The organism is Streptosporangium sp. NPDC006930 (assembly GCF_040635605.1).
Lineage (GTDB): Bacteria > Actinomycetota > Actinomycetes > Streptosporangiales > Streptosporangiaceae > Streptosporangium.
This window is the reverse complement of the sequence record NZ_JBEYID010000030.1, coordinates 92,634-107,587: the sequence shown is the minus strand read 5'-3', so window position 1 is coordinate 107,587 and position 14,954 is coordinate 92,634. Positions and strand designations below refer to the sequence as shown.

10 protein-coding genes and 1 riboswitch are annotated in these 14,954 nt (G+C 69.1%); of the genes, 5 read left to right on the top strand and 5 right to left on the bottom strand.

The window, feature by feature from the left end; genetic code table 11:
* Positions 1 to 19: 19 nt before the first annotated feature.
* Positions 20 to 280: a hypothetical protein gene (locus ABZ664_RS35935; protein WP_362520659.1), complete on the bottom strand. Its 261-nt coding sequence runs from the start codon at positions 278 to 280 to the stop codon at positions 20 to 22.
* Between the two features lie 79 nt (positions 281 to 359).
* A riboswitch (SAM riboswitch) is annotated at positions 360 to 500 on the top strand.
* Positions 501 to 514: 14 nt separating this feature from the next.
* Here ABZ664_RS35935 and thrC point away from each other — a divergent pair.
* The 5 genes from thrC to ABZ664_RS35910 all read left to right on the top strand — a co-directional run bounded on the left by thrC (position 515) and on the right by ABZ664_RS35910 (position 6,257).
* Positions 515 to 1,807, top strand: a complete 1,293-nt coding sequence (gene thrC, locus ABZ664_RS35930) for a threonine synthase (protein ID WP_362520656.1) — start codon at positions 515 to 517, stop codon at positions 1,805 to 1,807.
* Between the two features lie 22 nt (positions 1,808 to 1,829).
* Positions 1,830 to 2,105, top strand: a complete 276-nt coding sequence (locus ABZ664_RS35925; RefSeq protein ID WP_362520654.1) for a MoaD/ThiS family protein — start codon at positions 1,830 to 1,832, stop codon at positions 2,103 to 2,105.
* 358 nt (positions 2,106 to 2,463) lie between these two features.
* Positions 2,464 to 2,664 carry a cold-shock protein gene (locus tag ABZ664_RS35920; RefSeq protein ID WP_012895270.1) on the top strand — a complete coding sequence of 67 codons (201 nt, stop codon included), beginning with the start codon at positions 2,464 to 2,466 and terminating at the stop codon, positions 2,662 to 2,664.
* 450 nt (positions 2,665 to 3,114) lie between these two features.
* The gene (gene groL, locus ABZ664_RS35915) at positions 3,115 to 4,740 is read left to right on the top strand and encodes a chaperonin GroEL (RefSeq protein ID WP_362520650.1); all 1,626 of its coding nucleotides are present in this window, start codon (positions 3,115 to 3,117) and stop codon (positions 4,738 to 4,740) included.
* Positions 4,741 to 5,204: 464 nt separating this feature from the next.
* Positions 5,205 to 6,257 (top strand): YncE family protein, encoded by a 1,053-nt coding sequence (locus ABZ664_RS35910; protein ID WP_362520646.1) that lies wholly within the window; start codon positions 5,205 to 5,207, stop codon positions 6,255 to 6,257.
* Here the strand turns inward: ABZ664_RS35910 and ABZ664_RS35905 are convergent.
* The 4 genes from ABZ664_RS35905 to ABZ664_RS35890 all read right to left on the bottom strand — a co-directional run bounded on the left by ABZ664_RS35905 (position 6,207) and on the right by ABZ664_RS35890 (position 13,821).
* Positions 6,207 to 8,228 carry an AAA family ATPase gene (locus tag ABZ664_RS35905; RefSeq protein ID WP_362520643.1) on the bottom strand — a complete coding sequence of 674 codons (2,022 nt, stop codon included), beginning with the start codon at positions 8,226 to 8,228 and terminating at the stop codon, positions 6,207 to 6,209. The two genes, ABZ664_RS35910 and ABZ664_RS35905, sit on opposite strands and share 51 nt — an antisense overlap.
* A 474-nt stretch (positions 8,229 to 8,702) precedes the next feature.
* Entirely contained in the window at positions 8,703 to 10,349 is a 1,647-nt protein-coding gene (locus ABZ664_RS35900; RefSeq protein ID WP_362520640.1) for a DNA repair helicase XPB, read from the bottom strand.
* Between the two features lie 95 nt (positions 10,350 to 10,444).
* Positions 10,445 to 11,035: a hypothetical protein gene (locus ABZ664_RS35895; RefSeq protein WP_362520637.1), complete on the bottom strand. Its 591-nt coding sequence runs from the start codon at positions 11,033 to 11,035 to the stop codon at positions 10,445 to 10,447.
* Positions 11,036 to 11,415: 380 nt separating this feature from the next.
* A complete protein-coding gene (locus tag ABZ664_RS35890) occupies positions 11,416 to 13,821 on the bottom strand; it encodes a helicase-associated domain-containing protein (RefSeq protein ID WP_362520635.1) in 2,406 nt (801 codons plus the stop codon).
* Positions 13,822 to 14,954: the final 1,133 nt, after the last annotated feature.

The following is a 14,954-nucleotide window of genomic DNA, read 5'->3' as shown; positions in this document are numbered from 1 at the left end:
ATCTTCATGATCGACGTGATCATCGCCGGCGGCGGGCCGACCGGCCTGATGCTCGCCGCCGAGTTGCGTCGTTGCCCTGGGAGTCGAGGTAACCGATCCAGACCTGCGACCCCTGCCGGATGGCCTCGCGCAGGGCGGTGATCGTCCGCCCGGCGGGGGCCTCACCGAGGATCGTCCGCCCGGCGGGGGCCTCACCTGCTTGTACGGGGTGCTCGCCACGTGCCTCGCGGCGGGTGGCCTGGATCCGGTTGTCCGCTGGATAACACGCTGTGTCTCGCACAGTGAGACATGAGGTCAGGAGCGCGGCAGGGCGGGGTAGAGTGCTTGAGACCCGCGCGTCGGGTTTCCAACTGAATATCTGCTCATCCAGAGGGGTGGAGGGACCGGCCCTGCGAAGCCCCGGCAACCATCCCGGTTCAAGACTCGTGATCGACACGAGGTCGGCCGGGACAGGTGCCAATTCCGGTCTGCGACCAGGGTGGTCCAGACGAAGATGAGGGAAAGGCCTCGCTTCATGGCGCTCGCAACCACTGAGAACACCACCACCTCCTCCGGCGCTGCCGACGGCGCGCGTGACCGGCGCTTCGGCCCCGCCGCCGCCCTGTCCTGCCGGGAGTGCGGTGCCCGCTACGACCTCGGCCCCAGCTTCGCCTGTAGCGAGTGTTTCGGGCCCCTTGAGATCGCGTACGACTTCGGGCGGGTGACCCGGGAGCGGATCGCCGAGGGGCCGACCAACATCTGGCGCTACCGCTCGCTGCTGCCCGTCCCCGAGGACGTGGCTTCCAAGCCCAACATGGCGCCGGGCTGGACCAAGCTCGTCAACGCCGGCAACCTCGCCCGCGAGCTGGGCATCCGCTCCCTGCACGTGAAGGACGACTCCGGCAACCCCACCCACTCCTTCAAGGACCGCGTGGTGGCCATCGCCGTCGAGGCGGCCCGCAACTTCGGCTTCCACACCCTCTCCTGCTCCTCCACCGGCAACCTGGCCGGCGCCGTGACCGCCGCCGCCGCGCGGGCCGGGCTGGACGCCTGCGTGTTCATCCCCTCCGACCTGGAGCAGGCCAAGATCGTGATGGCCTCCGTGTACGGCGGCAGGCTCATCGGCATCGAGGGCACCTACGACGACGTGAACCGCTTCTGCTCCGAGCTCATCGGCGACGAGCTGGGCGACCAGTGGGGCTTCGTCAACGTCAACCTCCGCCCGTACTACGCGGAGGGCTCCAAGACGCTCGCCTACGAGATCGCCGAGCAGCTCGGCTGGCGCGTCCCCGACCAGATCGTCATCCCGGTCGCGTCAGGCTCGCAGCTCACGAAGATCGACAAGGGCTTCAAGGAGCTGATCGCGCTCGGCCTGGTCGAGGACAAGCCCTACAAGATCTTCGCGGCCCAGGCCGAGGGGTGCTCCCCGGTCTCCGCCGCCTACAAGGCGGGCCACGACGTGATCCGCCCGGTCAAGCCGGACACGATCGCCAAGTCGCTCGCGATCGGCAACCCGGCCGACGGCCCGTACGTCCTGGACATCGCCCGCCGCACCGGTGGCGCGGTCGAGGACGTCACCGACGCCGAGATCGTCGACGCGATCCGGCTGCTGGCCAGGACCGAGGGCATCTTCGCCGAGACCGCGGGAGGCGTCGTCGTCGGGGTGCTGCGCAAACTGGTCGCCTCGGGCACGCTCGACCCCGACGCGGAGACCGTGGTCCTCAACACCGGTGACGGTCTCAAGACCCTTGACGCGGTGGCCGGGGAGGCACGCCCGACCGCGGTGATTCGGCCTTCTCTTGACGCATTCCGTGCGGCTATCGCCTAGAAATCGTGAAAGGTACTGAATTATGAGCGTTTCTGTGCGGATTCCGACGATTCTCCGGACTTACACCGATGGCGCCGCCGAGGTGAACGGAGAGGGGGAGACCCTGCGCGATGTTCTGCAGAAGCTCGACGCGGACTTCCCGGGGATCGGTGCCCGGATTCTCGATGAATCGGGAAAGATCCGACGTTTTGTCAATGTCTATGTGGGAGATGAGGATGTCCGTTTTGCCGACAACCTCGACACGGCCACACCCTCGGGCGCTCAGATCTCCATCATCCCGGCGGTGGCCGGAGGCTGACTCCTCCGCCCTGACGCGGCCCTGACCGCCTCGCGTCGCACCGCGTCATCCCCGGCGGCACCCGCGAATCCACGGCACCCGCCCGGCTCCGGCCGGGCGGGTGCCGTGTTTTATGACAGAAGCTCATATTTGTCGCGTGGACGAATAATGTAACCCCTGACTAACTAGTAGTGATGATGAAACTTTCTCCTCGTGATAAAAGCTCTCGTAAAGAGGTAGTTTGGTGCTTGACTCTGTTGCCCGACCGCTTCCCACAGGTATGGTCGGAACGATCGACGTGGCGAAGTCCGCCCCGGAGATTGGGGACTTCGCGAGAGGAATGGGCGTCGTCCTTTAAGACCAGTAAGAGGAGTCGCAAGTGGCGCAGGGCACCGTCAAATGGTTCAACGCGGACAAGGGCTACGGCTTCATCGCGGTAGACGGTGGTAAGGATGTGTTCGTCCATTACTCCGCGATCATGATGGATGGCTACCGCGCCCTGGAGCAGGGACAGCGGGTCGAGTTCGAGATCACCCAGGGGCAGAAGGGCCCCCAGGCGGAATCCGTCCGGGCGGTCTGACGCGGCCGTTTCATGAATTCGCAGGGAGGAGCCGGCGGGTCCCGAGGTGTCGCGGTCCGCTGAACCCCCACCGCCCAGGCCCGGCTCGCCCTCATCCGGCGAGCCGGGCGTTCGTGTCGTTCGGGCATGCGCCGACGACGGCAATGACGCCGGTGATCCCAAAGGCGCCAAAGGCGCCGATGATGACGCATCGCGTACGCCGACGTGACGCGGGATCTTCGCGGACATGACGAGAAGCCGAAGATCGTCCCACGCGCGGCCCAGGTCAACGGGACGCGGCTTGCACTCGTCGGGGTAGAGTGCTAAACAGATTCTTGGCACTCACGCATAGAGAGTGCCAATCCTGGATCGAGGCGATGGGGCCCGCCGAACGGAGTCGTGGGCCCACATGCCGTCGCGGGCGTCGGCTCGGTCCGGTGTAAGCCACCCTTTCTCTGGGAGGTTAGCCGTATGGCAGCCAAGATGATCGCGTTTAACGAGGACGCCCGGCGCGGTCTCGAGCGCGGCATGAACCAGCTCGCGGACGCCGTCAAGGTGACCCTCGGCCCCAAGGGCCGTAACGTCGTGCTGGAGAAGAAGTGGGGCGCCCCCACCATCACCAACGATGGTGTCTCCATCGCCAAGGAGATCGAGCTCGAAGACCCGTGGGAGAAGATCGGGGCCGAGCTCGTCAAGGAGGTCGCGAAGAAGACCGACGACGTCGCGGGTGACGGCACCACCACCGCCACCGTGCTCGCCCAGGCTCTCGTACGCGAGGGTCTTCGCAACGTCGCCGCCGGCGCCAACCCGATGTCCCTGAAGAAGGGCATCGAGGCCGCCGTCGAGCGCGTGTCGGAGGAGCTGTCCAAGCTCGCCAAGGACGTGGAGACGAAGGCGCAGATCGCCTCCACGGCGTCCATCTCCGCGGGCGACCCGCAGATCGGCGAGATGATCGCCGAGGCGATGGACAAGGTCGGCAAGGAAGGCGTCATCACCGTCGAGGAGAGCAACACCTTCGGTCTCGAGCTTGAGCTCACCGAGGGCATGCGCTTCGACAAGGGCCTCACCTCGATGTACTTCGTCACCGACCCGGAGCGTATGGAGGCCGTCCTCGACGACCCGTACATCCTCGTCGTCAACTCCAAGGTGTCCGCCAACAAGGACCTGCTCCCGGTTCTCGACAAGGTCGTGCAGGCCGGCAAGCCGCTGCTGATCATCGCCGAGGACGTCGAGGGCGAGGCCCTGGCCACCCTGGTCGTGAACAAGATCCGTGGCCTGTTCCGCTCGGTCGCGGTCAAGGCGCCCGGCTTCGGTGACCGTCGCAAGGCGATGCTGGGCGACATCGGCATCCTGACCGGTGCCCAGGTCATCAGCGAGGACCTCGGCCTGAAGCTGGAGTCCACCACCCTGGACCAGCTCGGTCGCGCCCGTCAGGTCATCGTCACCAAGGACGAGACCACCATCGTCGACGGCGCCGGTGACGCCGAGCAGATCGCCGGTCGGGTCAACCAGATCCGCGCCGAGATCGACAACACCGACTCCGACTACGACCGCGAGAAGCTCCAGGAGCGTCTGGCCAAGCTGGCCGGCGGCGTGGCCGTCATCAAGGCCGGTGCCGCGACCGAGGTCGAGCTCAAGGAGCGCAAGCACCGCATCGAGGACGCCGTTCGCAACGCGAAGGCGGCCGTCGAGGAGGGCATCGTCCCCGGCGGTGGCGTGGCGCTGCTGCAGGCCGGCGCGAAGGCGTTCGACAAGCTGGAGCTCTTCGGCGACGAGGCCACCGGTGCCGCGATCGTGAAGAAGGCTCTGGAGGAGCCGCTGAAGCAGATCGCGGTGAACGCCGGCCTTGAGGGCGGCGTCGTCGTGGAGAAGGTACGCAACCTTCCCGCGGGTGAGGGCCTCAACGCCGCCACCGGCGAGTACGTCAACCTGTTCGAGACGGGCATCATCGACCCGGCCAAGGTGACGCGTTCCGCGCTGCAGAACGCGGCGTCCATCGCGGCGCTGTTCCTCACCACCGAGGCCGTCATCGCCGAGAAGCCCGAGAAGGCCGGAGCCGCCCCCGCCATGCCCGGCGGCGGCGACATGGACTTCTGAGTCCAGCCGCTTTCGCATAAAAGAGGCGACCCCGAGATCTCGGGGTCGCCTCTTTTATGCGTACTTCCCCGAGGTGATATCAGCCATTGGTCGTCGTACCTCCTTGAGAGGGCCGCCCCGACGGGCGCCGGCGGAGAGGCAGGGAGAGGCGGAGTTCGATCCGGCGGCCCGGAGTGCGGAGTCGCGGGCGAGAAGGGGCCTCGAAAGGGCCGGGCGGGGCCGAGAGGGCGCGATCACCTCCATGCCGTCCGTTCGGCTTCGGTGTCGTCAGGCAATGAGTGGACAAGGCGGGCGAAACGATATTGCAAGCCGGTGTGTCGTTTCCTTAACGCGACGCCGTGCGGTCATAGAACGAAGTGCTTGCTGCGACAACGGGGTTCTTGACGGCACGGCGGAGGATGACGATGTATCACCACCACTGGAAAGCATCTGAGGGCGGGTGGCGGTCGTGTGTCCTTCCCGCCATGGTGGCGCTGGTCGTCGTGGCCGGTCTGATGGCGCCGACGGCCGCGGACGCGGCGGACACGCCGCCGAACAACGTCGTCTACGTGGCCAACTCGCAGTCGGACACCGTGTCGGTGATCGACGCGACGACCAACGACGTGATCGCCGCCATCCCCGTCGGCGAAAACCCCATCGGGGTGGCGGTCGCTCCCGACAACGCGCATGTCTACGTGGCCAATTCGCAGTCGGACACCGTGTCGGTGATCGACGCGACGACCAGAGAGGTCACCGCGACCATCCCCGTCAGTGGCAACCCCATCGGGATCGACGTCTCCTATGGCGGCACCCGTGTCTATGTGACCGATGTGCGGAAGGACACCGTATCGGTGATCAACACGGCGACCAACAGGGTCATCGCCACCATCCCGGTCGACCGTAACCCGTTCAGAATCACCGCCATTCCCTATCGCCGTGTCTACGTGGCCAACCAGGGCTCCGACACCGTGTCGGTGATCAGCACGTTGACCAACAAGGTCATCGCCACCATCCCGGTCGGTAAGAGCCCGTTCGGAATCAGGTTCGCCCCCAATGGCCTCCACGTCTACGTGGCCAACCAGGGCTCCGACACCGTGTCGGTGATCAGCACGTTGACCAACAAGGTCGTCTCCACGATCCCCGTCGGTAGCTCTCCTTCCAGGGTCGTGGTCTCCGCTGACAACGCCCTTGTCTACGTGACCCTGCTGATCCCGGAGAGCGTGGCGGTGATCGACGCCAAGACCAACAAGGTCATCGACACGATCCCGGTCGAGGGTGCTCATTTCGGGATCACGATCTCCCCGGACGGCACCTGGCTCTATGTGACCAACCTGGATGCGGACAGCGTGTCGGTGATCAGCACCAGGACCAGAAGGGTCGTCGACGTCATCCCGGTCGGCAAGGCTCCTTTCGGGATCAGGGCGGCGAACCGGGTGCCCCGGCCGAGGAGCCGTCCGCACCGCCTGGCGCCGACCGGCCAGACAAGGTCACCCGGAGAGCTGGGCGGGAAGCTCCCGGCCGTGCAGGACGGTGAGTGAGGTGACCGCGCGGGTCAGGACCACGTACAGGCGGGCCAGGCCGCGAGGTTCGGCGTCGACGATGTCCGCGGGCTCGGCCACGATCACGTGGTCGTACTCCAGGCCCTTGGCCAGGGACGCGGGGACGACCAGGAGACGGTGGTCCTCGACCGTGTCGGGACTCAGCACCCGGTGATCCAGGTGGGAGAGGGCCTCGGACGCGGCGCCCGCGAGGGCGTCGGGGACGATGACGCCGATCGACCCCTCGCGGGAGAGGGCCTCCTCCGCGGCGCGGGCGAGCGCCTCGGCGAGGTCGGGTGCCGGACGCACCGACAGGGAGCCCGCGCCGGGGCGCAGTGACCGGGGGGCGGCCAGGTCCGGGGCGACGGAGGGCAGCAGCCTGGCCGCGTAGTCGAGGACCTCGCGCGGCACACGGAAGCCGAGGGTGAGCTCCGTGACGGCGCCGTCCTCGAAGCCGAGATGGGTGAGGACCTCGGTCCAGGAGCGGGCGGACCAGGGCGTGGTGCCCTGCGCGAGGTCGCCCAGCACGGTGGCCGAGCCGGTGCGGCAGCGCCGGCCGAGGGCGCGCAACTGCATCGCCGACAGGTCCTGGGCCTCGTCCACGACCAGGTGGCCCAGCGGGGCGGTCCGCTCGATCATGTCGGCCAGCTCGTCCATCAGCGCGCCGTCGGCCGCCGACCACTTCGCCGAGCGGAAGGACTTGGCAGGCTTCGCCCACAGCAGCAGCGACTGCTCGGAGGCCGTGAGGTCGTCCTTGGCGGCGGCGGCGAGGAAGGCGGGGTCGCTGAACAGCCGGTGGAGCACCTGCTGCGGGGTCAGCTTGGGCCAGACCGCGTCCACGAGCGCCCTGACCGGCTTGGACCTGGCCACCGCGTCCTGCACCCGGTCGTCGGGAGACTCGCCGCGCTGCTCCATCCGGACGAGCACCAGGTGGGCGAGGCGCTGGGCGAGCGTGGCGCGCCCCGGTCCGTAGCGGGTGGTGCCGCGCAGCGAGGCGACGATCTCGCGGACCTCGTGGTCGGCCACCCGGTAGCGGTTGATCCCCTTGGTGAACAGCACGCCCTCGGTGGGCTTGACGACGTGCGCCCACAGGGCGCGTCGGAGCACGGCGACGATCCTCGCGTCGCCCTTGACGGTGCCGACGGCGGGGTCCTCGGGGGCGGAGTGGTCGCCGAGGATCCCGGAGACCGTGGTCTGGTCGACCTTGACCTCGCCCAGGGCGGGCAGGACGGAGGAGATGTAGGAGAGGAACGCCCGGTTCGGGCCGACGATCATCACGCCCGACCTCGCGAGCCGCTCGCGGTGGGTGAAGAGCAGGTAGGCGGCCCGATGCAGGCCCACCGCGGTCTTCCCCGTGCCGGGGGCACCCTGGACGCACACCGTCCGCCCCAGCTCCGAGCGGACGATCTCGTCCTGGTCGGGCTGGATCGTCGCGACGATGTCGCGCATCGGCCCCGACCGGGGACGCTCGATCTCCTCGGTGAGGATCCTGCTCTGGGCGAGGGCGGCGCCCTGGTCGAGGTGCTCGTCCTCGTACGCGGTCAGGTCGCCGCCCCGATAGCCGAACCTGCGGCGCAGGGCGACGCGCATCGGGTCGGACGGGCTCGCCTGGTAGAAGGCCCGCGAGACCGGTGCCCGCCAGTCGATGACCAGGGGACGGCTGCTGTCGTCGTGGACGTGCCTGCGCCCGACGTAGACCGTGGTGGGAAGGTCGTCTCCGGCCTGGCGGTCGAGGCGGCCGAAGAACAGGGGCGTGCCGGAGTGGTCGGCGAGCGCCTCGACGCGCTGGTCGAGCAGCGCCTGCAGGATCTGCTGGGAGACCCAGTCTCCGGCGGCGTCGGAGGAGAGGGACCGGGCGTGTTCGCGCATCGCGCGCAGCGCCGCCCTGGAGGTGGCCAGATGCTCGCGCTCGGCGGCGAGGATCCGGGCGGAGTCGTCGGTTATGTCGGGGGCCAATTGATGTGCGGGCACGCTGAAGCGCCTCCCATTCGATAAACGGAGGTGGTGGTCATCGGGCAGCGAATCGACCAGCTTAGCGATGGCCCTGCGGAGTCTCAAAAGGATTAACGGTGAACGAGGGTACGGCGGATGCCGCGCCGGCGCCGGGGACGCGTGGAGGCAAAACACGGCGGGCGCTGCTCCGGTGCCGGAGACGCGCGCAGACAAAAATCGTTTTACCGTTCCAACGGTCGACGCGGTGACCGTCCGGGTGATCGAAGAGAGCGTTCTCTTCCTCGACGATCCGATCGTTCCGTAGTCACCCTGACACTCTCTGTAATTCTCCGTTGAAATGGCGAAAAAGCGAGGCGAACCTGGTGACTCCCGCAGATCATGGGGGTATGTCGCCAGTGGCCTTGAGGCCTAGCGAGGGGGTGGTTTGTTTGTCGAAAGCCCGCGGGATTTCGTGGACCTGACACAAATTGACGACGTGTTCGCCATGTGGGGTCAATCTCCGGCGAGCACGTCGTCCGCGTCGATGATCTGATACGCGTAGCCCTGCTCGGCGAGGAACCGCTGTCGATGGGCGGCGAAATCCTGGTCCACGGTGTCACGGCTCACCACCGAGTAGAAGCGCGCCCCGCCCCCGTCCGCCTTCGGCCGCAGCACCCGGCCCAGCCGCTGAGCCTCCTCCTGCCGGGACCCGAAGGTGCCCGACACCTGGATGGCCACCGCCGCCTCCGGCAGGTCGATGGAGAAGTTGGCGACCTTGGAGACGACGAGGACCTGGATCTCCTTGTCGCGGAACGCCTGGAAGAGGCGCTCCCGCTCCTTGACCTTCGTCTCCCCCTTGATCACCGGTGCGTTCAGGTGCTCGCCGAGCTCGTCGAGCTGGTCGATGTACTGCCCGATGACCAGAACCTGGTCGTCCAGGTGCCGCCGGACCAGCGCCTCGGTCACCCGCGTCTTGGACGGCGTGGTCGCGCAGAACCGGTAGCGCTCCTCGGACTCGGCCATCGCGTAGGCCAGCCGCTCCTCGTCGGTCAGCGTCACCCGCACCTCGACACAGTCGGCCGGGGCGATCCAGCCCTGGTTCTCCATCTCCTTCCACGGCGCGTCGTACCGCTTGGGGCCGATCAGGGAGAACACGTCGCCCTCCCTGCCGTCCTCGCGCACGAGCGTCGCGGTCAGGCCCACCCGCCGCCTCGCCTGCAGGTCGGCGGTCATCCGGAAGATCGGCGCGGGCAGCAGGTGCACCTCGTCGTAGACGACCAGCCCCCAGTCACGGGCGTCGAAGAGCTCCAGGTGCCGGTAGACGCCCTGCCTGCGGGTCGTCATCACCTGGTACGTGGCGATGGTGACGGGCCGGATCTCCTTCTTCGTGCCGGTGTACTCGCCGATCTCGTCCTCGGTCAAAGAAGTCCGCTTGAGCAACTCCTGCTTCCACTGGTGCGCGGAGACCGTGTTGGTCACCAGGATCAGCGTCGTCGCCTTCGCCTGGGCCATCGCCGCCGCGCCCACGATCGTCTTGCCCGCACCGCAGGGAAGCACCACCACGCCGGAGCCGCCGTGCCAGAACGCCTCGGCGGCCTCCCGCTGGTAGGTGCGCAGCTCCCAGCCCTCCTCGGTGAGCACGATCGGGTGGTGCTCGCCGTCGACGTATCCGGCCAGGTCCTCGGCGGGCCAGCCCAGCTTGAGCAGGTGCTGCTTGATGTTGCCGCGCTCGCTCGGGTGCACCACCACGCCGTCGTCGCCCAGGCGCTCGCCCAGCAGCGGCTGGATCTTCTTGGCGCGCAGGACCTCCTCCAGCACGGCCTTGTCGGTGCTGGTCAGGGCGAGGCCGTGGACGGGGTGCTTCTCCAGGCGGAGCCTGCCGTAGCGCGACATCGTCTCGGCGACGTCGACCAGCAGCGCGTGCGGCACGGGGTAACGGCTGTGGGCGATCAGCGCGTCGATCACCTGCTCGGCGTCGTGCCCGGCGGCCCGCGCGTTCCACAGCGCCAGGGGGGTGATCCGGTAGGTGTGCACGTGCTCGGGGGCGCGCTCCAGCTCCGCGAACGGCGCGATCGCCTTGCGGCACTCCCCGGCCCGCTCGTGATCGACTTCAAGGAGCAGGGTCTTGTCCGATTGGACGATCAATGGTCCGTCAGTCACAGCCTTCTCCCTTGGTTACCACAGGCTACGGCGGGTCGGCTCATGGTCGCACCCATGAACGTCCACCGGGTCGACGCGTACGGCCCCCGGCCTGCTCAGGAGTCGAAGGCGCCGTTGACGCCGGCGACGATGAAAAAGGTCATGCCCAGGGCGAGCAGCGCGATGTTGACGCCGACGCTGATCCAGGTCCACTTGAGCAGGTTTCTCGCGCCCTGCGGGTCGGTGTCGACCTTGCCCAGCGCGATGCCCGACAGGATGGTGCCGACGATGCCGCCGAGGCTCACGAAGCAGCTCAGCGCGAGGGTGATGCTGATGACCAGGGCGACGATCCCGTGTGTCCTGACACCTTCGACGTTGCGAGGCGGCGGGGATCCGTAACCTCCGTATCCCTGTCCGTAGCCCTGCCCGTATCCCTGTCCGTAGGGCTGCTCGCCGTAGCCCTGCCCGTATCCGGGGTCGGTGTAGCCGGAGGGCTCGCCGTAGGCCGGGACCTGGTTGTAGCCGGGCTGACCGTAGTCAGGCTGACCGTAATCCGGCTGGGCGTAGCCGGGCTGGTGATCCTGCCGGGTCTGCTCGTAGCCGTACGGCTGCCGCTCATGGTCCGGAGTCTGGCCGGGGCCTGTGGTGTAGGGGCTCTTCCAGTCGTCCGGGTTGGTGCTGGGGCCTTCTGAGTGACCGCTGCTCAATGGGGATCTCTCGCTTCTGTGGAGCTCAGAACGTCAACTGACACGATATGGGGCGTAGGTCGTGGGCCATGGGCGGATGGACTCGGTCGCGTCCCGGGGCGGAGCCCGGAGGGGACCCAGAAAGGGACTCGGAAAGGGACCCTCGCACCCCGGTGAGCGGCGCGGCGAGCGACGCGCCGTCGTCGGATCATCGGACCGCCGACCGCCGACCGCCGACCGCCGATCGCCGACCACCGATCGCCGACCACCGACCGCCGATCGCCGGCCACCGACCGAGTTCGTGGTGGGCCCGTCCCGCAACCGAGACTACCTCTTGACCCCTTGCGGCACGCCGGGTCGGCGCGGCCTTTCCGCCCCTCGTGGGACCGGCGGGAGGCATCTCAGACGATGTCGGCTATGCCGGTGATGCGGTGCAGGGCGAAGCGGTGCACCGCTGCCCGCGTCTCGTCGTAGGCGGTGAGATAACCGCCCTCCATCCGGGCGGGTTCGAGAATCCGGCTGGTGGCGTTGCCCTGGGAGTCGAGGTAACCGATCCAGACCTGCGACCCCTGCCGGATGGCCTCGCGCAGGGCGGTGATCGTGGCGGTGGCAGGGGAGCGCGGCACCTCGCCGCCGGGGACGGCGACCGGGGCACGACGGGCCTGGAGCGCGGCGTCACCCGCGCGCACCGCGCGCACCGCGGCCGCCACCACGTCGGCCTCGTGGCCGTTGAACGTGACCGGGGAACGCCCCGTCGACGTGCCCTCGGTCCTGCGGACGTCGATCTGGGCGATGATCACATCACCGTCGAGCGACTCCGCCGCCGGTGCGTACCCCATCGCGCGCAGCGCGTCGACCAGCGTCGGCCGGGAGGACTTGGAGGCGATCACCGTGGGGGCGAGCCGCCGCAACCGCAGCGGGATCGCCCGCTTGTCGGCCATCACCTCGTCGAGCAGGGAGGAGTCGTCGCACCGCACGTACGCGCTCGCCGTGCCGACGCGCATCCGGCCGTGGCGCCTGGCCACGTCGGCGACCAGGTAGCTGAGCGGCTGCGGCACGGGCGTGGTCGAGTGGCGCTCCAGCATGGCCAGCAGCTCGTCGGCGCCCTGACCCGCGTCCAGTGCCCGCCGGATCGAGCGCTCGTCGAAGCGGTAGACCGTCGCGCCGCCGGTCGACTCCACCTCGGCCGTCAGTGCGAGCCACCGCCTCAGGTCGCCGGTGAGCGGTCCCGGAGCGACCGCGGTCAGGTCGGCCTGGAGGAGGACGTGGTCGAGCGGCTCGGGCAGCAGCGGGAGCAGCAGGTGGGCGGCGGGCGTCGCGCGGCCGCCACCGGAACCGGCCGGCGTGCCGGAGGAATCGGGGAGCAGGGCACGACCGTGGCCCGCGAGCGCCCCGAGCCCGGTGACGCCGATCTGCTCGGCCTCGCGCAGCGTGAACTCCACCAGCTGGTCGCGGTAGCCACCACGACGGCGGGGTTGCTCCCAGGCCAGGCGCTCGCGTACCGCGTCGAGGGTGGGTGCCACCCCCGGCGTCGAGGCGAGCACGCCCAGGGTCGTGGCGCGGACCTCGGCGGCGGCCGGACGGCGCAGGTCGGGATGGAGGGCGTTGAGCAGCCGGTCGCGCTCGTCGCGCTCGCCGATGATTCCCGGCACCCGGTCCATGGTGAGCCAGGCCGTGGCCAGCACCACCCAGCGGTCCTCGGTGGCCTTCACCCTCCAGCCGTCGTAGACGGGGGTGGGCATCCAGTCGCCGTCGACAGTGCCGCTCGCCGCGATCAGCCCCGCCGCGTACGACACCTCGACGATCAGCCCCGTCACCCACTCGGGCAGGTCGAGCAGGCCCGCCGTCCGCTTGAGGTCGCGCACGGCCAGGCCGCCGCTGCGGAGCACGCCGGGCGGGTCGACACCCCAGCGCTCGCACAACTCCTCCACCGCGCGGGTGAACGTGAACGCCTGCCCGGCCGCCGTGCGGTCGGCGAGCCCGCGGTCGCGCTCGGTGCCCTCTGCGGTGGGCGGGAGAGGAGACAGGTCCCGGTGGACGCGGCCCCCGCGCAGGAACAGGGCGACCTCGCGGGGCAGCACCACGGTCTCCTCGCCGGTGGCGGCGAGCAGTGCCCGGGAGAGGAGCTGGTCGATCGGCGACCGGGCGGTGACGGCTCGCACCTCGCGGCGGGCGTTGGGCACCCGGCCGCTGGCCGGGCCCCAGACCAGCTCGTTGAGCGCGGACCGCGCTTGTGGCGAGACCTCCTCGATCAGCCGTCCGACGATTTCCGCGTCGCCGAGCAGCGCGGCGAGCGTCTCCTTGGTGGCGCTCCCGGTCTCGCCGCCCTCGCCCGCGACGTCCTGGACCAGCTCGGCCAGCCTCTCGGCGGGGTGGTGCCTGAACGCCTCCAGGGCGGGCGGACCGAGCCCCGCGGGAGCGTCGAGCACCTCCCGCACCCCGGGCGCCGGAGCCAGGGCGCGGTCGGGTCCGTAGACGAGGGCCATGGTGCGCAGCCGCTCGACCGTCTCCTTGAGGGCGCTCTGGAACTGTGGATCGGCCGTCCCCGCAAGGGAACGGGCCATCTGGGCACGCAGTGACCTGTAGGCGATCGGGCCGGGAAGCACGGCCAGCGTCTCCACGACCGCGAGCGTGAACCGGTCGAGCCTGTCGAGCGCCCTGCCCACCGCCGACGGGCTGCTCGCCCGCCCGGCGAGCCCTTCCAGATGGGCGGGCACGGGGGTGATGAGCTCGGGACGTACGGAGACGAGAGCCCGCAGCCGATCATCGCTCCGGCCGCGCAGCCACTCGGTGAACTCCGTGCTCATTCCGCCAATGGTAGGAGGCTTGACCGACATCGCGCGGCCTGGGGGAATTCCGTGATCGAGCGAAGAGAGAAAACGATCATGTGAAGGGCGGCGAATAGATCATGTGAATGGCAGCGAATAAGGGAAGAAGCTCACGAGCGAGGCGATGCCGAGAGAGGATGGTCAGTGTGATCGAGCGTGCGGACCAGCTCGTCCTGGACTATGTCAGCAAGGCGGCCGACGCGGCGCACGGTGTGATGAGGCCCAGGCAGCGGATCGACTTCGTGGCGGTGTTGCGCAGGCGGATCGACGCCGAGCGTGCGGGGACGGACGACCCGGTCGCCGTGGAGAGGATCCTGGCCCGGTTCGGCGACCCCGCCGCACTGGTCCAACGCGAGCTGCGCCGTCTGAGTGGGGAGGAGCCGTCCCCGTCCCCGGAGACTCCACCGGGGCGCCCCGAGCCACGGGTCTCCGGGGAGGGCTTTCCGAGTTTGCGGGGCTTGCGGGATCTGTGGAGATCCCGGGGCGCACGTGAAGACTCCGGTGCGGTCCCCAGGCCACGGGGGGAGGGGTCCGCCGGTCTCTCCGATGCCGCCCGTCCCGATCATGTCGATCGCCCTGACACCGCACGTACCGACCGCGCTGATCACGTCGATCGCTTCGACACCGCACGTACCGACCGTGTCGATCGCTCCGACCGTCCGGACCGTGCTGACCGCGTTGATCACCCCGACCGTGCTGACCGTCCCGACCGCGCTGATCCCGCCGCGGGCGCCGGCGGTGTCACCCCCATCCCTTCCGTGGCACTCGTGCCTCTCGCCGCCCCCATCCCCGATGACCCGGCCCCCGCCTCGGAGGGTGCGGCGCCCAAGGATCCTTCGAAAGGGGCCGTTCCGGAGGGGCCTTCGGAGGGGTCCGTTACCCAGAGCTCCGTTCCCACCTCTCCCGAGGGATCCGCTCCCACATCGAAGGAGCCCGTTTCCGGGGATCCCCCCGCCTCCCTGTCTCCTCGCCGACCCGTGCGAGGGCATCCGTACGCCGTAATGGGGGCTCATCCCGATGCCGGTGAACCTCAGTCGGATCACCCCGTTTCGGACCGCCATGAGTCGGATCACCCCGAGCCGGACCGCCTCGCCTCGGACTACTCCCAGACG